Source organism: Kitasatospora sp. NPDC096204, assembly GCF_044763205.1.
Taxonomy (GTDB): Bacteria; Actinomycetota; Actinomycetes; order Streptomycetales; family Streptomycetaceae; genus Kitasatospora.
Genome location: NZ_JBIWFT010000020.1, coordinates 15,643 through 37,342 on the forward strand (window position 1 = coordinate 15,643; position 21,700 = coordinate 37,342).

At 73.7% G+C, this 21,700-nt stretch carries 16 protein-coding genes; 11 read left to right on the forward strand and 5 right to left on the reverse strand.

From position 1 onward, the window contains the following. Positions 1 to 53: 53 nt before the first annotated feature. From ACIQ87_RS22295 to ACIQ87_RS22310, 4 genes are all read right to left on the reverse strand, one after another. Entirely contained in the window at positions 54 to 5,729 is a 5,676-nt protein-coding gene (locus ACIQ87_RS22295; RefSeq protein ID WP_402409412.1) for an amino acid adenylation domain-containing protein, read from the reverse strand. 452 nt (positions 5,730 to 6,181) lie between these two features. Continuing rightward, positions 6,182 to 6,826, reverse strand: coding sequence for a LuxR C-terminal-related transcriptional regulator (locus ACIQ87_RS22300; protein ID WP_402409414.1), 645 nt, complete (start codon positions 6,824 to 6,826; stop codon positions 6,182 to 6,184). Continuing rightward, positions 6,790 to 8,076 carry a sensor histidine kinase gene (locus tag ACIQ87_RS22305; protein WP_402409415.1) on the reverse strand — a complete coding sequence of 429 codons (1,287 nt, stop codon included), beginning with the start codon at positions 8,074 to 8,076 and terminating at the stop codon, positions 6,790 to 6,792. Before ACIQ87_RS22305 ends, ACIQ87_RS22300 begins: the two co-directional genes overlap by 37 nt. Before the next feature lie 119 nt (positions 8,077 to 8,195). After that, positions 8,196 to 8,654, reverse strand: coding sequence for a MaoC family dehydratase (locus tag ACIQ87_RS22310; RefSeq protein ID WP_402409417.1), 459 nt, complete (start codon positions 8,652 to 8,654; stop codon positions 8,196 to 8,198). A gap of 112 nt (positions 8,655 to 8,766) precedes the next feature. On the opposite strand from ACIQ87_RS22310, the gene ACIQ87_RS22315 reads away from it, so the two are divergent. The 9 genes from ACIQ87_RS22315 (at position 8,767) to ACIQ87_RS22355 (ending at position 18,581) form a co-directional block, all read left to right on the forward strand. Further along, positions 8,767 to 9,699 (forward strand): 3-oxoacyl-[acyl-carrier-protein] synthase III C-terminal domain-containing protein, encoded by a 933-nt coding sequence (locus ACIQ87_RS22315; protein ID WP_402409419.1) that lies wholly within the window; start codon positions 8,767 to 8,769, stop codon positions 9,697 to 9,699. 116 nt (positions 9,700 to 9,815) lie between these two features. After that, the gene (locus tag ACIQ87_RS22320; RefSeq protein WP_402409420.1) at positions 9,816 to 11,213 is read left to right on the forward strand and encodes a hypothetical protein; all 1,398 of its coding nucleotides are present in this window, start codon (positions 9,816 to 9,818) and stop codon (positions 11,211 to 11,213) included. Further along, the gene (locus ACIQ87_RS22325; protein ID WP_402409421.1) at positions 11,210 to 12,511 is read left to right on the forward strand and encodes a type III PLP-dependent enzyme; all 1,302 of its coding nucleotides are present in this window, start codon (positions 11,210 to 11,212) and stop codon (positions 12,509 to 12,511) included. The genes ACIQ87_RS22320 and ACIQ87_RS22325 overlap by 4 nt, the downstream gene beginning before the upstream one ends. Beyond that, positions 12,508 to 12,792 (forward strand): acyl carrier protein, encoded by a 285-nt coding sequence (locus ACIQ87_RS22330; protein WP_402409423.1) that lies wholly within the window; start codon positions 12,508 to 12,510, stop codon positions 12,790 to 12,792. Before ACIQ87_RS22325 ends, ACIQ87_RS22330 begins: the two co-directional genes overlap by 4 nt. Before the next feature lie 35 nt (positions 12,793 to 12,827). After that, a complete protein-coding gene (locus ACIQ87_RS22335) occupies positions 12,828 to 13,682 on the forward strand; it encodes a hypothetical protein (RefSeq protein ID WP_402409424.1) in 855 nt (284 codons plus the stop codon). Continuing rightward, entirely contained in the window at positions 13,679 to 14,317 is a 639-nt protein-coding gene (locus ACIQ87_RS22340; RefSeq protein WP_402409426.1) for a hypothetical protein, read from the forward strand. Before ACIQ87_RS22335 ends, ACIQ87_RS22340 begins: the two co-directional genes overlap by 4 nt. After that, positions 14,314 to 15,441 carry an acyl-CoA dehydrogenase family protein gene (locus ACIQ87_RS22345; RefSeq protein ID WP_402409428.1) on the forward strand — a complete coding sequence of 376 codons (1,128 nt, stop codon included), beginning with the start codon at positions 14,314 to 14,316 and terminating at the stop codon, positions 15,439 to 15,441. Before ACIQ87_RS22340 ends, ACIQ87_RS22345 begins: the two co-directional genes overlap by 4 nt. Next, the gene (locus ACIQ87_RS22350) at positions 15,435 to 16,205 is read left to right on the forward strand and encodes a 4'-phosphopantetheinyl transferase family protein (protein WP_402409430.1); all 771 of its coding nucleotides are present in this window, start codon (positions 15,435 to 15,437) and stop codon (positions 16,203 to 16,205) included. The genes ACIQ87_RS22345 and ACIQ87_RS22350 overlap by 7 nt, the downstream gene beginning before the upstream one ends. A gap of 225 nt (positions 16,206 to 16,430) precedes the next feature. Then, positions 16,431 to 18,581: an MMPL family transporter gene (locus ACIQ87_RS22355; protein ID WP_402409432.1), complete on the forward strand. Its 2,151-nt coding sequence runs from the start codon at positions 16,431 to 16,433 to the stop codon at positions 18,579 to 18,581. A gap of 53 nt (positions 18,582 to 18,634) precedes the next feature. On the opposite strand, the gene ACIQ87_RS22360 is transcribed toward ACIQ87_RS22355, so the two are convergent. After that, complete coding sequence (locus tag ACIQ87_RS22360) at positions 18,635 to 19,321, reverse strand: BTAD domain-containing putative transcriptional regulator (RefSeq protein WP_402409434.1); 687 nt, start codon at positions 19,319 to 19,321, stop codon at positions 18,635 to 18,637. A gap of 550 nt (positions 19,322 to 19,871) precedes the next feature. On the opposite strand from ACIQ87_RS22360, the gene ACIQ87_RS22365 reads away from it, so the two are divergent. Both ACIQ87_RS22365 and sbnA read left to right on the forward strand, forming a co-directional pair. Further along, entirely contained in the window at positions 19,872 to 20,462 is a 591-nt protein-coding gene (locus ACIQ87_RS22365; protein ID WP_402409436.1) for an LmbU family transcriptional regulator, read from the forward strand. A gap of 245 nt (positions 20,463 to 20,707) precedes the next feature. After that, a complete protein-coding gene (gene sbnA / locus ACIQ87_RS22370) occupies positions 20,708 to 21,700 on the forward strand; it encodes a 2,3-diaminopropionate biosynthesis protein SbnA (RefSeq protein WP_402409437.1) in 993 nt (330 codons plus the stop codon).

Sequence of the window (21,700 nt, forward strand, 5' to 3'; positions counted from 1 at the left end):
TTCGTGAGGGGTTTGGAGCGCGGGAGGCGGAAGGCGGAAGGCGGGAGGCGGGATCAACCGCCGGGCCGGAGGCCGGCCGCCGCGTGCTCGTTGAGGAAGTCAAGACACAGGTCGCGCAGGTCCTCGGGGTGCACCACCCGCCAACCGGTGGGCACCGGAACGGAGTTGGGCCACAGGGCCGGAAGGTCACGGTCGTCGGCGAGGACGACGAAGGTCCCGTACTCGTCCTCGAAGGGGTCCTCGGACCACGGCTCGTCGAGGATCTCCAGGCTTCCGTCCGAGCCGTGCCGGGCGGCACGGGCGGCGCGCCACATGCGCTCGCCGGAGGCCTCGAAGGGGTCGGGGACGAAGCGGTCCCCGGTCGCGTCGGGCCGGCCGGCGTACCCGAGCGCGAGGCTCGCGCCCGCCAGGTACAGTGCGCCCGTCCCGCCCGGGGGCACCGGGCGCAGCTGGGCGTCGAGCACGTGGACCCGCTGGTTCCAGGCCGGTCGCGCGACGGCGCCGGGCCGGTGGACGACCACCGTACGGGCCTCGGGGCGGCCGGCCCGGACGGTCAGCGTGAGGCCGTGGGCGTCGGCGAGGGCGTGCGTCCCGGGGCTCGCCTCGTCCCGGTCGGTGGACACCGTGAGGAAGGCCGGCGAGCCTGCGGCGCGCCCGGGTTCGGCGTACGCCTCGGCCAGTACGGCCGGCAGCGGGTCGGTGGACACGACGTGGTCGGCGCCGCCGTCCCGCAGCCAGTCGGCCAGGCCGGACGGGTCGTCGTACCGCTTCGCGTCCGGCACCAGGACCGTGGCTCCGGCGGCGAGCGCCTCCAGCAGGTCGAGCGCTGCGGCGGGGCCGGGGTAGCCCGGGTGCAGCCAGGCGCCGCGCGTGCCCGGCTGCTCGGCCGCGCGCCAGGCGGCGGCGGTGGCGATGCCCTCGGCGCCGATCAGCACCTCGCCGACCTGCGGGGTGTCGGTGCCGGCCAGCAGTACCGGGCGCTGCGGGGCCGGCGCCCCGATTGGCGTCCCGACCGGCTCGGCGGCCCGGTCCGGGCGGCCGTCGTCGAGGGCGTCGCCGGACGTTCCGCCGAGCATCAGTCGGACGGCCGGGGCGCCCAGCTCCGGCACGGCCCGCTCGGCGTCGGCGTCGAGGAGGAGCACCCCGACCCGCTCCGCGAGCGCCGCCGGGAGCGCCGCCGGGTCGACGGGCCAGCAGACGGCGCCCGCCTTCGCGACGGCCAGCACCGCCGTCGCGAACCCGAGCGGGGAGGCGATCGCGGTGGCCACCACCGCGCCCGGCCCGGCCCGGTGCCCGGCGAGCGTGCGGGCGAGCCGGTCGGAGCGATGGTCCAGCTCCGCGTACGTCAGCGCCCGGGAGCCGTCGTCGAGGGCGACGGCGTCGGCCTGCTCCCGGACCCGGTCCGCGAACAGCTCGGGCACCGTACGGAGCGGGACGGCCCGTCGTTCCCCGGCCCAGGCCGGCCGGGAGCGTTCCAGGGCCTCGTCCGAGAGCAGCCGCAGCGCGCCGATGCCCTGCCCCGGCTGGTCGAGGGCCGAACCGAGCAGCGTCACCAGGCCGTCGAGCAGCGCCGCGACCGCCCCGGCACCGATCAGGTCCGAGCGGTACGAGGCCTCGACCTCGATCCCCAGCGGCTCGCCGGTCGCGCTCTGCCGCTCGGTCAGCACCAGCGCCAGCTCGGCGTCCGGGTGCGGCCGGCGGGGCTGTTCGGCGCGGACCACCAGGCCGGCGGTCTCGAAGGTCGCACCGGCCTGCGGGGCGACGGAGAGGACCACACCGCCGGGACGGGCCGGGACGGGCTCCTGGCGGAACGCCGCCAGCTGGGCCGCGTGGACCCGCTGGAGCAGTGCGCCGAACGAGGGGTCGCCCGAGGTGTCCGTCCGCAGCGGCACGGTCCGGGTGTACCGGCCGACGGCGTGCCGCAGGTCGTCGCCGCCGCGCACCGGGACGGGGGTGGCCAGCACGAGGTCGGTGCCCGCGTCGAGCCGGGTGAGCAGGGCCGCCAGGGCGGCGTGCGCCACCATCAGGACGGTGGCGCCCCGCTCGGCCGTGAAGAGGTCCAGCCTGCGGTGCAGTTCGGCGTCGATGACGGTTTCCGCCCGGCCGACCGGGGCGTGGTCGGCGGCCTCCCGCGTCGCGCCCGCCGCTGCGGTGCCCGCCTGCGCGCCGCCGAGCGCGGCCGTCGGCAGCGGGGTCGGCTCGGGGGCGTCCGCCGCCGGCTCGGGCCTCGCGGCGCCGCCGGGGAGGGCGGCGGTCGGCCAGCGCGGCGCCTCGTCCACCGAGCGCGCCTCGTACGCCCGGACCAGGTCCGCGGCGAGCGGCAGGTACGAGGAGACGTCGACCAGTTCGGGGCGGAGCGTGAGCAGCAGCAGGTGGTCGTCCGGCGCGAAGGCGAACAGCCGTGCGGTGCCGGGGAGTTCGGCGCCTATCGGGCGCCGGGCGGCGTCCGCCACCAGCTCGTCCTGGCCGGCCTTCCCCGGCGGCTCGGCCGTCAGCGCGTCGACCCGCAGGCCGGCCAGCGGCAGGTGCCGGTGGGCCAGGTCCTTCAGCGCGGCTTCCAGCGCCCTGACGTCCAGGGCCCGCTCGAAGCGCACGGGCAGCACGAGGTTGCCGGTCCCGCCCCCGGCCCCGCCCGGACCGCCTGAACGGTCCGGGTCGCCGGCCCCGCCCGGACCGCCGGAACGGTCCGGGTCGCCGGCCAGGGCGGCCAGCCCCCGTACCGTGGGCGCCTCGTAGAGCGCCCGGGTGCCGGGGTCGACCTTGAGGGTGGCCCGCAGCCGGGCGACCAGGCGCGCGGCGATCAGCGAGTGCCCGCCGAGGGCGAAGAAGTCGGAGTCCGCGTACACCGCGCGCTTCGGCAGCCCGAGGACCTCCGCGAACAGGTCGCGGACGATCTCCTCGATCGGCGTCCCCGGCAGGGTGCCGGGCATGGCGGCCGCGAGGGTCGGGGCCGGCAGGGCGCGCCGGTCGACCTTGCCGTTCGGGGTGAGCGGCAGGGCCTCGACCGTCATCAGCGCGGCCGGGACCATGTAGTCCGGCAGTTGCCGCTGGAGGTAACCGCGCAGGGTCACCGCCAGGTCGACGGTGCTGTCGAAGGCGGTGGGGGTGTTGGCGCAGTCGCCGACCGCGGGGGTCGCGGCGGCGTCCGGGGCGTAGCCGTCCGTCAGCGGGCCGGCCTCGGTGCCGGGGGCGAGCAGGAGGACGTCGACGGCCTCGGCCGTGTCGGCCGACCAGGTCGCGAACGCCCGGTAGCCGGCGCGCTCGCCGAGGGCGCACAGCTCCTCCGGGTCGGGTGCGGTGTCCGTCCGCGCCGCCCGCTCGGCGGCCTCGGCGAGGCCGGCGCCGGAGTCGAGGCCCCGCATCACGGTCCACTCCCGGTGGATCCGGGCGTTGGGCACCCCGGCGATCCGCAGGGCGGCGGGCGCCTCGGCCCGCAGGTGCGCCTCGAGCTCGGCGGTGGAGCGCAGGTCCGTGCCCCAGTCGAGCCGCGGCGCGTCCCGGAGGTCCGCGACCGGCTCGCCGGTGCTCAGCACGGCCTCGTAGCGGTAGCGGCTGAGCTCGTTGTGGTGGGTGCCGCGCTTGATCCGGACGTCCACCGCGCGGATCGCCGGCAGCTCGCGGGCCAGCACGGTGAACAGCGAGGGGGAGAGCAGGAGTTCGGTCTCCAGCTCGATCCGCTGGCCGATCGACCGGCGGGTGCTCTCGACGTCCCGGTCGTGCCCGGCGGCGGCGGAGCGGGCCAGCTCGACGCCGGTCTGCATGCAGCGCAGCAGGTCCAGGTTCCGCAGGTCGCCGAGGAAGAACGAGCCGCCGGGGGCGAGCAGCGGCAGCACCCGCTCGACGACGGTCCGCAGGTACTCGACGTTGGGGAAGTACTGCACGACCGAGTTGATCACGACCGTGTCGAAGTGGCCGGCCGGCAGCTCGTCCACGACGTCCGCGGCCCGGCAGAGCAGCTTGACCCGGCCGCGCAGGCGGGGGTCCGCCTCGGTCTGGGCGCGCAGCGCCTCGATCGCCGCCGGGGAGAAGTCGCTGCCCCAGTACTCCTCGCAGTCCGGGGCGAGTTCGGACATCAGCAGGCCGCTGCCCACGCCGATCTCCAGCACCCGGCGCGGCCGGAGCTCGCGGATGCGGTCCACCGTCGCCGCGCGCCATTCCCGCATCTGGTCGAGCGGGATCGGCAGGTCGTCGTAACTGCTGTTCCAGCCCACGAAGTTCTCGCCGAGGTCGGTGGACCCGGCGTCGTCGTAGAGGGTCTCGTAGATCTCCCGCCACTCGGTGACCTGACTGTCCGACTCCGCGGCGGCGGCCGCCGCCGGCACCACGTGGGCGACCAGCCGCCGGTCGTCCTCGGCCTGCTGGTACACCGAGACCACGGCCTCGGAGACGGACGGGTGCGCGGTGAGCACCGCCTCGATCTCGCCCAGCTCGATCCGGAACCCGCGCAGCTTGACCTGGTTGTCGACCCGGTCGAGGAACTCGATCGCGCCGTCCTCGCGCAGCAGGACGTGGTCACCGGTGCGGTAGAGCCGGCTCGTTCCGGGCCCGACCGGGTCGTCGACGAAGCGCTCGGCGGTGAGCTCGGGGCGGTTGAGGTAGCCGAGCGCGACGCAGGGCCCGCCCAGGTACAGCTCGCCGGAGCCGCCGGGGGCCACCGGCCGGAGGTCCTCGCCGAGGACCAGGGCGACGGTGGCGCCGATCGGCCGGCCGATCGGGATCGTCCTGGTGTCCTCCGCGACCTCGGTGATCTCGTACCAGGTGGCGAAGGTCGTGGTCTCGGTGGGTCCGTACACGTGCAGCAGGTGCTCCGGCGGCTCGGCCGCCAGCACCTGGCGCACCCGCCGGGGGTTGCTCGCCTCGCCGCCGAACAGCAGCACCCGCAGCGGCCCGAAGGCCCACGGCCGGTCCCGGGCGATCTGGTTGAACAGCGCGGTGGTCAGGAACAGCACGGTCAGCCCGTGCTCCTTGACGGCCTGCTCGAACGCGGCCGGGTCCACCACCGCCTCCTTGGGCAGCCCGACCAGCCGGGCTCCGGCGGTGAGGGCGCCCCAGATCTCGAAGGTGACCGCGTCGAAGGCGGGGTTGGCGGCCTGGGCCATGACGTCCCGCGAGGTCAGCTGCACGTAGTCGGTGGACCTCAGCAGGTCCAGTACGGCGCGGTGCGGGACCACGACTCCCTTGGGAGTGCCGGTGGTTCCGGAGGTGTAGCAGACGTAGGCGGCGTCCTCGGGGCCGGGCGTCACGTCCGGCAGGTCGGCCGACAGCGCGGCGATCTCCCCGGCGAGGGCGTCCACCGCGACCACGTCCGCGCCCAGGCCCTCGCAGTCCGCCGCGTAGTCGTCCCGGGTCACCACGGCCCGCGCGGCGCAGTCCGCCAGGATCAGCCGCCGGCGCTCCACCGGGTGCGAAGGGTCCAGCGGCACGTAGGCGGCGCCGGACCGGACGATCGCGAGCAGGGCGACCACCAGCTCGGGGCCGGCCGGCAGACAGGTGACCACGTGGTCGCCGATCCCCACGCCCCGCGAGCCCAGGTACGCCGCCAAGCGGTTCGCCCGACGGCTCAACTCGCCGTAGCTCAGGACGATTCCGGTGTCCGGATAATCCACGGCCGGCGCCTCGGGATCCCGCGCCGCATGCCACTCGACGAGGCCTGAGAGAGAGTCGGCGACAGAGCCATTTCCATCAATTCGTACACCAACTGACAAGCCAGTCATACCCGTGTCCCCCATGGCAAAAAGAATTGCACCCGAACGTGCGCGGACATCCGCGGTTCGATGACGCCCCTCAGCCGCTGCGCGAGCACCCGCCGCCGGAGGCCCGGTGCCCGATTTCGGTGCTGCCTCGTCAGGCTATGCGCTGAGGTGGACATGGTCAATGGTCAAAAATCTTGCTCTCGAAGGCGTCGAACCACCCCGCCACGGCGTGTCGATCCAGCCAGGGTGGCCGCCAATACCCGCCCCCGGAGGTGGAGTTGGAGTCGACTCCGCGGCGCCCCCGGCAGTCGGCGCCCCGTCGCCCCCACGCCCCCGCACCCCGGGGCACCCCACCCCCATGACCACGGGCCCGCCCCCGCCCGCCCGGAAAGCCCCCTCTCCCCGAGACTCCCCCCCCCGGAGGCCTGCTCCCGGATCCCGACGAGCCGAAGGGGATCACCCGGGAAATCGGCCCGGTGGATCCGGGCTCAGTGGTCGAGGTAGGCGAGGACGGCCAGGACCCGGCGGTTGTCGGTCTCCGAGGGCGGCAGGCCGAGCTTGGTGAAGATGTTGCCGATGTGCTTGGCCACCGCCTTCTCGGAGATGTGGAGCTCCTCCGCCGTCCCGGCGTTCGAGCGGCCCTGCGCCAGGCACTCCAGCACCTCCCGCTCGCGCGCGGAGAGCGCGGTCAGGCGCTCGTCGCGCACCTTGCGGGTGAGCAGTTGCTGGATGACCTCCGGGTCCATCGCCGTGCCGCCCGCGGCCACCCGCTCGACGGCGTCGATGAACTGGTCGCCGTTGGTGACCCGGCTCTTGAGCAGGTACCCGACGCCCGCGGAGCCGGTGGCCAACAGCTCGTGGGCGTAGAGCGGTTCGACGTACTGCGACAGCAGCAGCACCGGCAGGTCGGGGATCCGGGTGCGGGCCTCGACCGCCGCGCGCAGTCCCTCGTCACTGAGGCCCGGCGGCAGCCGGACGTCCACCACCGCGACGTCCGGACGCTTCCCGGTGAGCGCGCGCAGCAGCATGGGGCCGTTGTCGACCGCCTCGACCACCTCGTGACCGTAGGCGGTGAGCAGTTGCACCAACCCGTTCCTCAGGAGGAAGTGGTCTTCGGCCAGGACAATTCGCACGGCAGCTCCATGGTGATCAGGGTGGGTCCTTCCGGCGGGCTGCTGACGGCCAGGATGCCGTCGAAGGCCGCCAGCCGACGTTCGATCCCACGCAGTCCGGTCCCCCCGGCCGGGTCGGCACCGCCGCGCCCGTCATCGGTGATGTCGATGCGGAGCATGCCGCCCTCGTGCCGGACGTCGATCCAGGCGCGCTCGGCACCGGAGTGCTTGGCGGCGTTGGTGAGGATCTCCGAGACGGCGAAGTAGGCGGCGGACTCGACGGGAGGCTCCGGCCGGCCGTCCAGGTCGATGCCGACCTCCGTGGACAGCGGGCAGAGCAGGGCGAGGGAGCGGATCGCGTCGCCCAGGCCGCGGTCGGCCAGCACCGGCGGGTGGATGCCCCGGACCAGGTCCCGCAGTTCGTCCAGCGCCTTGGTCGAGGACTCGCGGGCCTCGGCGAGCAGGGCCGCCACCGCGTCCGGGTTGGTCTTGAGCAGCCGTTCGGCCGCGTTGAGGGTCATGCCCATCGCGACCAGGCGGGCCTGGGCGCCGTCGTGCAGATCGCGCTCGATGCGGCGGATCTCGGCCATCTGGGTGTCCATCGCGTCGGAGCGCGTGGTGGTCAGGTGCTCGATGCGCTCGGCCATCGCCTCGTCCGCCCCCGGCGCCAGCAGCCGGAACACGTACCGGGCGTGGCGCGGCGCGGTGCGCGGGGCGTCCCACAGCGCGAACAGCGCGACCACGACGGCCAGCAGTCCGGCGAGCACCGCGGTGACGGGGCCGTCGACCGGGATGAACAGGTACCAGATGCTGCCCAGGTCGTGCGACAGCCGGGCGCCGAACACCGCCGTCGTCAGCCCCCACAGGCTGCTGAGCAGCAGTGCCGCCGGAATGAACGCGATCACGCCGCCGAGCAGCGGGTCGATGACGACGAACCGCCAGTCCCGCCACACCTGGTTGTCCCGCGCGACGAGGAGGGCGTGGAGCGCCTGGCCCTGCCGGGTGTCCGGGAGCGGCGGATAGCGCGCGGGCACCGACACCCCGGACCACTGCGCCGCCAACTCACGTTGCCGGTCGACCAGTCGGCGGACGGCGCGCTGGGTGCCCGGCAGCAGCGACACACCCAGGCCGACGGGCAGGAAGACGTACAGGCTCGTCAGCCACAGGCCGAGCACCAGCGCCCGCATGGAGAGGCCGAACAGCACGAGGGAGCGTCGCAGGCCGGTGAAGGAGCCGCCCGGCGGTGGGGGCGCCGGCGTGTGTGCGGTCATCGATGCGCCCTGCTGCCTGCTGTTCATCCGGTGCCCCCTGGGGTTCCGCATCCCTGATTGATGCGCCGCCCTCCATTATTGGAACGGCGACCGTCCGCCACAGGGGAGGAATATCCACTTTATGGCCAAGGGACGGCCAGCGAACGGGTTTCCGCCACACAGGCCACACCGGACTCACCCTCCACCTCGACCTCCATCCGGAGCCCGAACAGGCAGCCGGACGGCAGTCGCCTCGCGGTCAGCAGGGTGGCGTCCGCCCTGATCCGCCGGCCGACCCGCACCGGCCGGTGGAAGCGCACGGAGTCCAGCCCCACGTTGAGGATGTGCCGGGTCCCGCCGACGGACAGGACGCTGTCCGTCATGGCGGTCAGCAGACCGAGCGTCAGATAGCCGTGGGCGACCGTCGCCCCGAAGGGGCCCTCGGCGGCGCGCTCGGGGTCGGTGTGGATCCACTGCTCGTCGCCGACGACGGCGGCGTACCGGTCGACCAGGTCCTGGGTGACCGGGATCCAGTCGCTCCGGCCCAGGTGCCGGCCGGCGGCGGCGGCGAACGCTTCGACATTCGGGAAGGCTGTCACGGCGCACATCCTCATGGGCCGTCCCGGGCGGGGCAAGCGTCCGCGGCGGGCGGTCAGCGCGGGATCAGCGCGGGATCAGCGCCGTGTCAGCAGGCCGGTGGAACGTGTTCCCATGACGGCGATATCGGCGGTTGCCAGCCACCGCCCCACCACGGTGCCGCTCGCCCGGCTGCAGCGGGACGTCGGCATGTCCGACGGCCAACTGCGCCAGTACGAGCGGTACTACGGCCTCGCGGAGATCTGCCGCGAGCCCGGCGAGGGCGAGACGCAACTGCTGCGACGGGCCGTGGCGGCGCTCCCGGAGCTGCGCGGGCGGGAGTCCGACGTCCGCTACGTGCTGCAGGCCCGGACCATGCCGTCCCCGATGCCCTACCCGCACACCTCGACGGCCCCGCTGCTGGAGGAGCTGGGCCTGCGGCACGCCACCGGCTTCGTGGTCTCGCAGCACGCCTGCGCATCCGGCCTGCTCGCTCTCGACATGGCCGGGACACTGCTGACGGCGGACGGCGACCCGGACGCCCTCGCCCTGGTCCTGGCCGGCGAGAAGGTCGGGTCCAGGCAGTCGCAGTCCATCCCGGGCGTCACGGTGATGGGCGAGGCCACCGCCGCGGTGCTGCTGAGTGCGGGCGGAACCGGTGACCGGCTGCTCGGCTATGCGGCCCGCACCCACAGCCGCTTCCACGACCAGTTCCTGATGGAGGACCCGCAGGCCGCGAAGGAGTTCCAGGCGCTGTACGCACCGGCACTGTGCGAGGTGGTGCGCGCCGCCCTCGACCGGGCCGGGTGCACGCTGGACGAGGTGGCGCTGGTGCTGCCGCACAACGTCAACCGGCTCTCGTGGGTGGCGGTGTGCCGGATGCTCGGCATCCCGATGGCCCGGGTGTACCTCGACCTGGTCGCCCGGACCGGGCACTGCTTCTGCGCGGACCCCTTCGTCAACCTGCAACAGGCCACCCTGGACGGCCGGTTGGCCACCGGCGACCGCTACGTGATGACCAGCGTGGGACTGGGAGCGACCTTCGCGGCCATGGTCCTCGAGCACTGAGCGCTCCGACACCCCCGGCACACCGCCCCCTCCGGCGCCGCCCCGGCACCGGCCCCTCCAGCACCGACAGTCCTCCCGACAGCCGTCCACCCACGCAAGAAAGGCAAGGTCGAGCCTTGGACGAGACCGACAGCGGCTTCCGCTCCCGACTCGGGCGGGCGGTCACCGGCTCCGCGGACACCCCCCTGCTGTTCCTCGGCAACTTCGAGGTCGAGAACAACTGGGCCGAGGGCGAGCCCGCGCTGCCCCGGGTCGCCTCCCACGCCGGGAGCGCGGTGGTGAACCGGATGGACGAGTTCGCCCTGCTGCTGGGCGGCGAGCAGGACCACGTCGTGCTGAAGGCGGCGCCCGATCCGGACTACCTCGACCAGCTCCGCGGGCTCGGCATCGGCACGCCCACCGTGCACGTCCCGGCCCGGCAGGACCCGCTGCGCGCGGTCACCGAGGACGTACTCGCCGACGACGTCCTGCTGGACGCGCTGCGGGACCGGCTGGCACCGCTCGGCGTCCGGATCGTCGCACACGGCGTCTCCGAGGCCGAGGAGCGGCTCGCCGCGCGCACCTCACTGCGGCTCGCCGCGCCGCCCGCCGCCCTGTGCAAGCGCGTGAACAGCAAGGTCTACAGCCGGAAGCTGGCCGACGAGCTGGGGCTGCGCCAGGCCCCGGGCCGTACCTGCGAGACGACCGCGGAGCTGGCGGAGGCGGTGGAGTGGGCCGGCGGACGGCTGGCCGAGGGCCGCCGGATCGCGGTCAAGGACGCCTACGGGGTGTCCGGCAAGGGCATCGTGGTGCTCGACGACCCGCGGCGGCTGGAGCGGCTGCGGCGGATGGCCGCGGGGCAGGCCGCGCGGGCCGGCGGCGACCGCCTCGCCCTGGTGCTGGAGGAGTGGGTCGCCAAGGCCGCCGACCTCAACTACCAGTTCACCGTGGGCCGCGACGGCTCGGTGCGGTTCGACTTCGTCAAGGAGGCGCTGACCGAGCGCGGCGTGCACAAGGGCCACCGGATGCCGGCCAGGCTCACCGCCGCACAGAACGGCGAGGTGCGCGAGGCGGCGGCGCGGCTGGGCGGGAAGCTCGCCGCCGACGGCTGGTTCGGCGTCGTCGGCATCGACGCCATGGTCGACCCGGACGGCGGCCTCTACCCCGTGGTCGAGATCAACGCGCGCCACAACATGTCGACCTACCAGGCCGTGCTGACCGAGGGACTGATGGCACCGGACGGCATCGCCGTCGCCCGCCAGTACCCGCTGCGCGTCGCCCGGCCGTTGTCGTTCGCCGAGCTGCGGGACGCGCTCGACGGACTGCTGCTGACGGAGCGCGGCGGCACCGGGCTGTTCGTCAACAACTTCGCCACGGTCAACGCCGCCGCCGCGGCGGGCGGCGAGGGGCCGTTCGAGGGGCGCCTGTACGGCGTGGTGGTCGCCGGCGACGACGACGCGGCCGCGGCCCTCGACGAGGAAGTGTCCCGCCGGCTGGCGGGGCTGCTGCACACCGTGGAAGGGAGTCCGGCATGAGCCGGGAGTTCACTGTGCAGGGCGTGGGGATCACCGCCCTGGCCGAGGAGTTCGGCACCCCGCTGTACCTCTACGACGGCGACGGGATCGCGGACCGGTTCCGGGAGCTCAAGTCGCTGCTCCATCCGGCGCTGGAGATCTTCTACTCCCTCAAGGCCAACCCGAACATCTCCGTCTGCGGGCTGCTGCACTCGGCCGGCGCCCGCGCGGAGGTCTCCTCGCTGACCGAGCTGGTCACCGCGCTCCGGGCCGGTGTCCCGCCGCACGACATCCTCTTCCTCGGCCCGGGAAAGAGCCGGGCGGAGCTCGCCGCCTGCCTGGACGAGGGCGTCGCCGCCATCGTCTGCGAGTCGCTGGACGAGCTGGAGCTGATCGACGAACTGGCCCGGGAGCGCGGCGTGCCGGCCCCCGTGGTGCTGCGGGTCAATCCGGAGTTCACCGTCAAGGGCTCGGGCCTGACCATGGGCGGCAAGCCCCGGCAGTTCGGCATCGACGAGGGGCAGCTGCTCTCCGCGCAGGAGGTGCTGGACCGCTGCGGTGCGGTCCGGGTGCACGGCGTGCAGGTCTACCTCGGCACCCGCATCCTGGACCCCGCCGTCGTCGCGGACAACGCCCGCCGCATCTTCGAGCTGGCCGAGCTGCTGTCCGCCAAGCTGGGCTTCCCGCTGGAGCTGGTGGACATCGGCGGGGGCCTGGGGGTGGCCTACTTCGACAACGAGCAGGACCCCGACCCGGCGGTGCTGGCCGAACTGCTCAACCCGCTGGTCGCGGACTTCGCCGACCGGCACCCCGGCACCCGGCTGATCATGGAGCTGGGCCGCTACCTCGTCGCGGTGCACGGCACCTACGTGGTGCGGGTCCGCTACACCAAGAGCTCCATGGGCGAGCGCTTCGCGGTCGCCGACGGCGGCACCAACCACCACATGGCGGCGGTCGGCATCGGCTCGTTCGTCAAGCGCAACTTCCCCATCACGGCGCTCCAGAAGCTCGACGAACCGGACGGCGGCCCGTGGAACATCACCGGCCCGCTGTGCACGCCCAACGACCTGCTGGGCAAGAAGGTGTCGCTGCCCGAGCTGCGCCCCGGCGACCTGCTGGGCGTGGAACGGTCCGGCGCGTACGGCCCGACCGCCTCCCCCGTGCACTTCCTCAGCCACGGCTATCCGGCCGAGGTGCTGATGCTCGGAGGACGGCCGCACCTGGTCCGGGAACGCGACGACACCGAGTCGATGCTCGCGCGCCAGCACCTCCACCTGCCCGCGGACGCCGCGGGACCGACCCCGGAGAGGAACCAATGACCGACGACACCGCAACCGTGTCCGCCCCGGAGAAGCGGGCGGCCTGTCTCGCCGCCGTGCGCGAGGCCCTGGCACAGGTGCTCAACCAGGACACCGCGGAGATCGGCGAGGAGGCCCGGATCTTCGACGACCTCGGCCTGGACTCCAGCAGCGCCCTGGAGATGCTCATCGTCATCGAGGACGAACTCGGCCTGCAGTTCGACGTGGAGAGCCTGGACATGGGCGACTTCGCGACGGTGGGCACCCTGGTGGACTTCGTCGTGAACGAGGCGGGCTCGTAGCCGTGTTCCGCGCCACCGCGCCGCCTTCCCGAACCGTGCCCGCCACCGCCGACGCGGTCGCGGGCACGGTCCCACGCCTGCTGCGGGCGGGCTGGTACCGGCCCACCGACCAGAGGGGACTCCGCGGTGCGCCACGTCCCGCGGTCCAGGAGGTGCACCGGCGGACGGCCGAGCTGTACGGGACGCGGGTGCTGCGCGAGGGGTTCACGGACTCCCCGCTGCGGCCGACGCCCCGGCTGGCCGCCGGAGCCCTCGACGCGCTCGGTCCGCTCACGCCGGCCGAGGCGCCGCAGGTGGCCGTACTCGCCTACACCACACCGGACTTCGAGCACACCACGCTCACCGCGTCACTGCTGCAGCACCGGCTGCCCGGGGAGCCGCTCTGCTTCGCGGTCTCCGACCAGGGGGTGCTGGCCCCGTTCACCGCGCTGCGGATCGCCGTCGAGTACGCCCGCCGGTCGCACTGGGACCGGCTGCTGCTGGTCGTCGTCGACCAGAGCTCGCAGCCGTACCCCGGGCCCGCGTCCGGCCAGTACGCCGCCGAGCACGACTCGGCGGTGGCACTGCTGCTCGCCTGGGACGGCGGGGCCTCGCCCGTCGCCGGAATGGGACAGGGCCGGGCCGACCGGGCGCTGCCCGGGCTGCGCGCGGACCTCTCCGGAGCCGCCCTGCTCGCGGCGGGCACCGGGCTGGCCGCCGGCCCCGGGCTCGCGCCGTCCCCCGGCACCCGGCGCCGGGACGCGGAGCCGGGGCTGCCGTGCACCGGGGTCTGGGCGGCACTGCGGGAGGCGCCGGGCGGGCCGGCGGTGATCGCCGACTACGACCACGAACTGGACCGCCTGGCCCACTGCACCCTGGAGTTGCCGGCCGGAGAGGGCGGAGTCCGATGACGGCGCCGGTCGACGTCAACCGCTGCTGGCGGGAGTGCCGCGCCCGTGCCCGCCGCGACGGCATCGTCGAGGCCGTGCGCGGACTGAACACGGCCCTGTCCCCGGACGCCCCGCCCCGGGGCCCCGGCGGCCACGCCCTCGTCCCGGCCGACGCCGTGCCGCTGCCGGGGGGCCAGGACGGTCCGGGCCTCGTAGCTGCGGCTGCCGAACCCGCGACCACCGGCCCCGCGACCGCCGCCGGTGCCAGGGCCTCGGTGGAGTGGCAGGCCGGACTGGTGTGGGTACGGCTCGGCGCGTCGGAGGGCCTCCGGGACGCGGTCGTCGCCAGACTCGCGAAGCGCACCACCGACGGCACCCCCCTCCTGATGAAGCAGCTGGTCCAGGGCGCCCTGGCCGACGTGCTGACGGAGCAGCTGGAGGCACAGTGCGTGCTCTCCGAGTCCGACGCACCGCCGGACGCCGCCGCGATGGGGCGCCTGCACGACCGGATCACCCTGGCCGACCGGGCGCTGCTGCGTCTTCTCGGCGCGCACGGCTTCACCGTCCCCGGCCCCGGATGGGACGCCCACCTCTCGGAACTCCTCGCCGACGTGCACCGGGAACCCCGCTCCACCACGCCCCCGGAGGAATCATGACCCGGCTCCCCACGCACCTGGAGGAGCTGCGCCACCTCGCGCGCGGCTGGGCCGGGGACCTGCGTGCGGCGGCCCTGGAGCTGGACCGCGACCCGGAGGCCGTCCACGACCTGCTTCACCTGCCGGCCGTACGGCACCTGGCCGCCCGGGTCCGGTCGGCGGACTCCGGCGACACCCTGGAACGGGCGGTGCTGGTCGAGGAGCTCGCTCGCGGCGACGCCGCCCTGATGCTGGCGTCACCCGGTCCGTCGATGACCGGTGTGCTGGTGGACGTGCTGGGCAGTCCCGAGCAGCAGGACTGGTTCCGCGACCGGCTCACCCAGCGGCCGACCTGGACCTGCTTCGCCCTCACCGAGCCCGAACGAGGCTCGGCCATCGGCGAGATGAGCACCTCGCTCACCCCGCTGGGCGACGGGTCCTTCCGGCTCGACGGCGCCAAGCGCTACGTCGGAAACGCCACCCGGGCGTCGGTCGCGGCGGTCTTCGCCCGGGTCGCCGGCGCCGAGCGGCTCGGGGTGCGCGCCGTCCTGGTGGACACCGCCGACCCCGGTTGGACGGCCGAACCGCTGCCGACCCTCGGCCTGCGCGGCGTCCGGCTGGGGGCGATCGCGCTGGACGGCGTGCGCGTCCCGGCGGACCGGGTGCTGGGACACCATCTGCCGCCGACCCGCCGCGGCATGTGGGGCGTACTCGCGGTCTTCAACCGGCTCCGGCCCAGTGTGGCCGCCATCGCCCTCGGGATCGCGGGTGCCGCACACGACTACGTGGCCGAGCACCGACGGGAGTTGCGGGGCACGGAGCTGGCGCTGTTCGAGGAGCTGGACCGGCGGATCCACGCGACCCGGCTGCTCACCCACCGCGCCGCCGTCGCCGTGGACCGGCGCCCGGCGGACGGCCACCTCGCCTCCGCCGCGAAGGCCCGGGCCTGCGAACTCGCGGAGGACGCCACCCTGTCGGCGCTCTCGTTCTTCGGCCCGGCGGCCCGCCTGGAGCATCCGCTGCTGGACAAGTACGCCCGCGACGCCCGGGGCGTGGAGTTCATGGAGGGCACCGGCACCATGCAGCGGCTCAACCTGTTCCAGGGCCTGCACACCGGCCGGGTGGGACGAGCCGAGGCGTGCTGACGCCGCCCGTCCCCGAGGACGTGGAGGTGTGGACCGTGCCCCTGGACACGGCACCGGGCCCCGCCCCGCCCGTGCTCGGCGCGCTCCTCGACGACGAGGAGCGCGCCCGCGCCCGTCGGCTGCCGGACCCGATCCGCAGGTCCCGCTTCGTCACCGCGCACGCGGCGCTGCGCACCGTCGTGGGCTCGCGGGTCGGCCGCCCGCCCGAAGCCGTGCGGTTCACCAGGGGGCCGAACGGGAAGCCCGAACCCGCCTACGGGAACGGGCTGTTCGTCAGCCTGTCGCACTCGCACGGGATCGCGTTGGTGGCGCTGGCGGCGCGGCCCGTCGGAGTGGACGTGGAACTGCCGGCCGGCGCTTCCGTCGCCACCCGGATCGCCGAACGCTGCTTCCCGCCGGACGAGTTCAGGGCGGTGGCGGCCGCTCCCGCGGGCCGCGGGCCGGACGGGCGGGCGGCGGTCTTCGCCCGCCTGTGGACGCGCAAGGAGGCCTGCGTCAAGGCGGAGGGCGGCCGGCTCGGCCAGGGCCTCGGCCTGTGGGTGCTGGGCGGCCCCGGCCCGCTGACGGTCCACGGCCGCGGCGGGGCCCTGACCGGCCCCTGGCGCGTCGCGGACCTGGCCCCCGCGCCGGGTTACGCCGGCGCCGTGGCCCTGTCCGGATCAGGGCCGTTCCGGGTCGTTTCCCGATGCTGGCAGCCGCCGGTCGGCGTCGGTGGGGGAGAAAAGTCCACCACCATCATGGAACTTTCCCCCGCGATCACCTGACGGTCCGTCGATAGCGTGATGACACGAGGGCGGAAGCCGGGACACCGCACGGCCGGCACGTGAAGCACCTGGTCTCGTTCTGCTTCTCCACCGCCTGGATGCGGATCACTTCTGGACGCAGATCTCTTCGCGGGAGCCCGCGAGAATGAGGAGAGGGACGTGGGAAACCGAAATGTGCTGACGAGGTCGGCGCGGTGGAGTGCGAACCACCCATGGTGGGCGCTGGTGATCTGGGTCGTCTTCGTGGTGGTCGCGCTGGCCGTCGGCGGCAGCACCGGGACGAAGGTCGCCACCAACACGGACCTCTCGATCGGGCAGTCCGCGCAGGCCACCGCGATCGCCAAGAGCGGTGGTCTGGCGCAGCCTCCGACCGAGGCGCTACTGGTGACCGCCCTCCACGGCGAGCTCGACCGGCAGGCCGCCGACCGCGCCGCCACGGACGCGGCGAGCCGGCTCAAGGGCCTGCCCGACGTGGCCTCGACGGGCGAGCAGGTGCCGGCCTCGAACGGGCAGGCGCTGCTGGTGCCGGTGGTCATGACCGGCGACCAGGACACCGCTCCGGACCGGGTGCAGCCGCTGGTCGACGCGGTGCAGGCCGCACAGCGCGACAATCCCGCGGTACGGGTCGAACTGGTCGGCCCCGACACCGTCCGGGCCGCCCTCAACACGATGCTGGGTGAGCAGGTGCAGCAGGCGACCGTGCTGAGCCTGCCGATCACCCTGCTGGTGATGATGTTCGTCTGCGGCGCCATCGTCGCGGCCGGCGTCCCCGTGGTGCTCGGCCTGTCCGCGGTGCTGGCCGGCCTCGGCCTGTGGGGCGCCGCCTCCCAACTCGTCCCGGACCCGGGAGCGGTGAGCGAGCTCATCGTGCTGATGGGCATGGCCGTGGGCGTGGACTACTCGCTGTTCTACCTCAAGCGCTTCCGTGAGGAGCGTGCGCGGGGCCTGGGCAAGGTCGACTCCGTGGAGCTGGCCGCCGCCACCTCCGGCCACTCCGTGGTGGTCTCCGGCACCGTCGTGATGCTCTCCATGGCGGCGCTCTACCTGGGCGGGAACCTGGCCTTCACGGCGATGGCGACCGGCAGCATCCTGGTGGTGGCCATCGCGATGTCCGCCTCGCTCACCGTGCTGCCGGCCCTGTTGATGCTGTTCGGCAGGGCGCTGGAGCGGCCGCGGGTGCCGCTGATCTGGCGGCTGCAGGGCCGTGGGGACCGCGGCAGGGTGTGGTCGGCGCTGCTCCGTCCGGCGCTGCGGCACCCGCTGATCAGCCTGCTGCTGTCCGCCGTGGCGCTGCTGGCGCTGGCGGCTCCCGCCCTCGACCTGAAGCTGAAGGCCACGGGCGTGGACGACCTGCCCCGGAGCATGCCCGCCATGCAGGCCGAGGCGCGGCTGACGCAGTTCTTCCCGATCCAGTCCGACACCCAGCTGGTGGTGGCCCAGGTGCCGGAGGCCGGCGTCGGGCAGCTCCGCACCGCGCTCGAGAACCTGGTGCAACGCACCGGCCAGGACCCGCTGTTCACCTCCACCCCCGCCCCCGAGATCATCACCTCGCACGGCGGCCGGTACGCCTCCGTCGGCATCGGCACCCGCCTCAGCAGCGGTTCCGCGGAGGCCAGGGAGTCCCTCAGCCGGCTGCGGAACGACCTCGTGCCCGCCACGGTGGGACAGGTGCCCGGTGTGAAGTGGGCGGTCGGCGGCAGCGACGTGGCCTACGACGTGGACTACCGGGCCCAGGTGGTGGACAAGATGCCGTGGGTCCTGGGCTTCGCCCTGGCCCTGACCTTCGTGGTCACGGCGCTGGCGTTCCGGTCGATCGTGCTGGCCGTGGTGACGGTCGTGCTCAACGTGCTCTCCGCGGCGGCCTCGTTCGGTGTGCTGGAGCTGGTCTTCCAGCACACCTGGGCCGACGGGCTGCTGCACTTCCAGTCCACGGGCAAGGTGGTGGCCTGGCTGCCGCTCACCCTGTTCGTCATCCTGCTCGGGCTGTCGATGGACTACCACGTGTTCGTCGTCGGCCGGATCCGCGAGGCGGCCGCCTCCGGGCTGTCCGTCCGGGCAGCCGTCGAGCAGGGCATCACCCGCTCCGCGGGCGTGGTCACCGGCGCCGCCCTGGTGATGATCTCGGTGTTCGCCCTGTTCGCCTCGCTGACCTTCATCGAGATGAAGCAACTGGGCGTGGGCATGGCCTGCGCCGTACTGCTGGACGCGACGCTGATCCGGATCGTGGTGCTGCCCTCGGTGATCGCCCTGCTGGGCCGGTGGGTCTGGTGGCCGGCCCGGCTGGGGCGGCGGCCCGAGACCCCGGCCGGCCCGGTCGCGGGAGACGGCGAGCCGGTCGGCGCCTCCGCCCTGGCAGCCGCAGGGGAATCGGTGTGAAACCTCGCGTGGGGCGGGTACCGGACCTGGTCCGGTACCCGCCCCACGTACGGTCAGCGCGAGAGCGACGCGTCCTGGCTGATGATCGCCTGGTAGAGCCGCTGCAGTTGGCGGCTCGGCAACAGCCCCATCTCGTCGTCGAGTTGCTTGCGGGTGCGGTGGAAGGTGGCGATCGCCTCGGACTGCCGGCCCGTCCGGTACAGCGCGAGCATCAGCTGCTCGCTGAACCGCTCCCGCTCGGGGTGTTCGGCGTGCAACTGCTTCAGCTCCGGTACGACCGCCCCGGCCTCGCCGGCCTCCAGCTGGGCGGAGATCAGGTCCTCCTGGACAAGTCTGCGCTGTTCGTCGAGGCGCAGTGCGGCGGCGCGGCAGCGCTGCCCGTCGCCGACGTCGACCAGCGCCGGTCCGTACCACATGGTGAGCGCGCCGCGGAGCAGCTCGGCGGCCTTCTGCGGCGACCGTCCGATCAGGCTGCGGCCCTCCGCGGCCTGCCGCAGGAAGCGGTCGGCGTCGAGCTGGTCCGCGGGCATGTCCAGCACGTAGCCGTTGCCCACGGTGCGCACGACGCCCTGGTCGGTCGGGTCGAGTTCGATGCGCCCGAGCGATCTTCTCATCCGGGCCACAATGCCCTGGAGTGAGTTCCTCGTGTTCTTGAGCGGGGCCTCCCCCCACAGTTCGTCAATGAGTTCGTCGAAACTGACGACCTGGCCCGCGCGCAGGGCCAGCACGGCCAACGCCATGCGGACCTTCTTGGCGTCCAAAGCGGCAGATCCGATTCCGCTTGCGGCGCGCAGCGGTCCCAGCATTGTGATGTACATGAAATTCCCCCGTGTCCCAGCGGCACCTTGGAGGGGCCGAATCAATGGGCGGCCTGATCGCGAACATTACAGCCGAAATCAGATGGGACGCCAAGGCACCTGTGCGATTTCCATGGCGCACGGAAGCAGCGCAGGGGGCGCCCTGTCCCGCCGGCGGGACAGGGCGGGGCGGCCGCCACCACGACAGCGAAGGGCGTATAGGACCGTATGGCCGCTTTTAGGCATGCCTACTGGCGAGTATTCACGGCGGCGGGCGACTTCGCCCGCCGCCGATCGAGCGATATTGGCCGATCGGGCGGAATGTCACGGCCATTCCAAGATCGTGGATCTTGGAATGGCGGCATTCACCCTGCCAATCGGTGAACGGGAACGCGCGGTAGCGGAAACCGCCTGGTGGAGAGCCGGGCCTACGAGGGGCGGGGAAGCGAAATTGACTGCAATCGAGAAATGGAACGCGGGCTCTCGGATCCTGATGACGAAGGTGGGACTACGGGTTCCCGGGGCGGTGTCGTTCGAGGACTGGGAGCGGGCCGGCGTCGGCCTCGCGCGAATGGCCGACTCCTCCGCCTGGTGCCTCGGCGACTGGGTGATCTTCGGCCGGAACCGCTTTCCCGATCGCTACCGCCGGGCCATGGAGGCGGCGGGGCTGGACTACCAGACCATCCGCAACTACGTCTGGGTGGCGCGGCGGTTCGAGCCGCCACGGCGCCGGGAAGGCCTCAGCTTCGGGCACCACGCCGAGGTGGCCGCCCTCCCGGACTACGAGCAGGACCTCTGGATGGCCCTCGCCGAGTACCACCAGTGGTCGAGGAACCGGCTGCGTTCGGAGATCAAGGGCGGCCGCCGGGCCGTTCCCGAACCGCGCGAGACGGCTTCGCTGCCCCGGATGGTGGTGGACCGCGACCGCCTGGGCCAGTGGCAGCGGGCGGCCGAGCGCTCCCAGGTGACGCTGGGGGAATGGGTGGCCCGCCAACTCGACTCGGCCGCGGCGGAGTTGCTGGGACGGCCGGATGCCGGGGCGGACGGAGCCCCCGGCCCCTCACGGCGGTCCGAACGTCGATGACCGAACGCCCGAAGCGGAGGCGGTTCCCGTCACCCGTGCCGGTGTGAGCCTCCGAGGAACACGCCGCGCACCCGGTGGGGGCACCGCCTCCGGGCGCGCGGACAGTGGACGTCCGGGCCGCCCCGGAGGCCCCGGCGACGTCGCGTCAGCATCGTGTCAGCGCCCGGTCAGAGCCCGGTCAGAGTCCGGATGGAAGCTCGAGGCTGTCGACGTCACGACGTACCGCCGACGGCCGGGAGCTTGCCATGCCTGTCATATCTGCGCCGCACGAATTCGACGTCAGCGATCTGTTCGTCGATCTGCATCCGATCTTCGCCCGACAGCTCTACCTCAAGGTGGAGGGGTTCAACTTCGCCGGATCGATCAAGCTGAAGGCCGCCCGCGAGATCGTGGCCCAGGCCGAGGCGGCAGGGGTCCTCGGCCCCGGCTCGACCCTGGTCGAGTCCTCCTCGGGGAACATGGGCGTCGCGCTCAGCATGCTCGCCGCCGACCGCGGTTACCGCTTCGTGTGCGTGACGGACTCCCGCTGCAACGCGGCCACCCGCCGCACCATGAAGGCGTTCGGCGCCGACGTCCACGTCATCACCGAGGCGCACCCCACCGAGGGCTACCTCGGCGCCCGGATCCGCTACGTCCAGGAGATGTGCGCCGCCGACGAGAAGGTCGTGTGGCTCAACCAGTACGAGGCGCCGGGCAACTGGATGGCCCACTACCGCACCACCGCGCCCGCCATCGCCGACCGCTTCCCCGGGCTCGACGTCCTGGTGATCGGCGCCGGCACCACCGGCACCCTGATGGGCTGCGCCCGCTACTTCCACGAGCACCGGCCCGACGTGAAGGTGGTCGCCGTCGACTCGGTCGGCTCCGTGACCTTCGGCGGGGTCCCGGGCCCGCGGCACATCCCCGGTCTCGGCACCAGCATCCGGCCGGCGCTCCTGGACGAGTCCTTCGTCGACTCCGTCGTCCACGTCGACGAGGAGGAGACGGTGCGGATCTGCCGCCGACTGGCCGCGCACGGCTACCACTTCGGCGGTTCGACCGGGACCGCGGTCGGCGGCGCACTCGCCTGGCTGCGGGAGAACGGCGCCGACCGCGGCACCACGGCCGTCACCATCGCCCCCGACCTGGGTGAGCGCTACCTCGACACCCTCTACGACGACAACTGGGTCCGCGGCACCTTCGGCGACGCGGCGCTGGCCGCCGGCGAGGAGCGGAACGAAGGGCGGGCAGCGCGTTGA

What these genes read in the sequence shown, in the direction of transcription:
- ACIQ87_RS22340 (WP_402409426.1), top strand. Translation starts at nt 13,679, where the DNA reads ATGACGGCGCCGGTCGACGTCAACCGCTGCTGGCGGGAGTGCCGCGCC.
- ACIQ87_RS22325 (WP_402409421.1), top strand. Translation starts at nt 11,210, where the DNA reads ATGAGCCGGGAGTTCACTGTGCAGGGCGTGGGGATCACCGCCCTGGCC.
- ACIQ87_RS22345 (WP_402409428.1), top strand. Translation starts at nt 14,314, where the DNA reads ATGACCCGGCTCCCCACGCACCTGGAGGAGCTGCGCCACCTCGCGCGC.
- sbnA (WP_402409437.1), top strand. Translation starts at nt 20,708, where the DNA reads ATGCCTGTCATATCTGCGCCGCACGAATTCGACGTCAGCGATCTGTTC.
- ACIQ87_RS22330 (WP_402409423.1), top strand. Translation starts at nt 12,508, where the DNA reads ATGACCGACGACACCGCAACCGTGTCCGCCCCGGAGAAGCGGGCGGCC.
- ACIQ87_RS22305 (WP_402409415.1), bottom strand. Translation starts at nt 8,076, where the DNA reads ATGACCGCACACACGCCGGCGCCCCCACCGCCGGGCGGCTCCTTCACC.
- ACIQ87_RS22360 (WP_402409434.1), bottom strand. Translation starts at nt 19,321, where the DNA reads ATGGCGTTGGCCGTGCTGGCCCTGCGCGCGGGCCAGGTCGTCAGTTTC.
- ACIQ87_RS22295 (WP_402409412.1), bottom strand. Translation starts at nt 5,729, where the DNA reads ATGGGGGACACGGGTATGACTGGCTTGTCAGTTGGTGTACGAATTGAT.
- ACIQ87_RS22315 (WP_402409419.1), top strand. Translation starts at nt 8,767, where the DNA reads ATGACGGCGATATCGGCGGTTGCCAGCCACCGCCCCACCACGGTGCCG.
- ACIQ87_RS22365 (WP_402409436.1), top strand. Translation starts at nt 19,872, where the DNA reads ATGACGAAGGTGGGACTACGGGTTCCCGGGGCGGTGTCGTTCGAGGAC.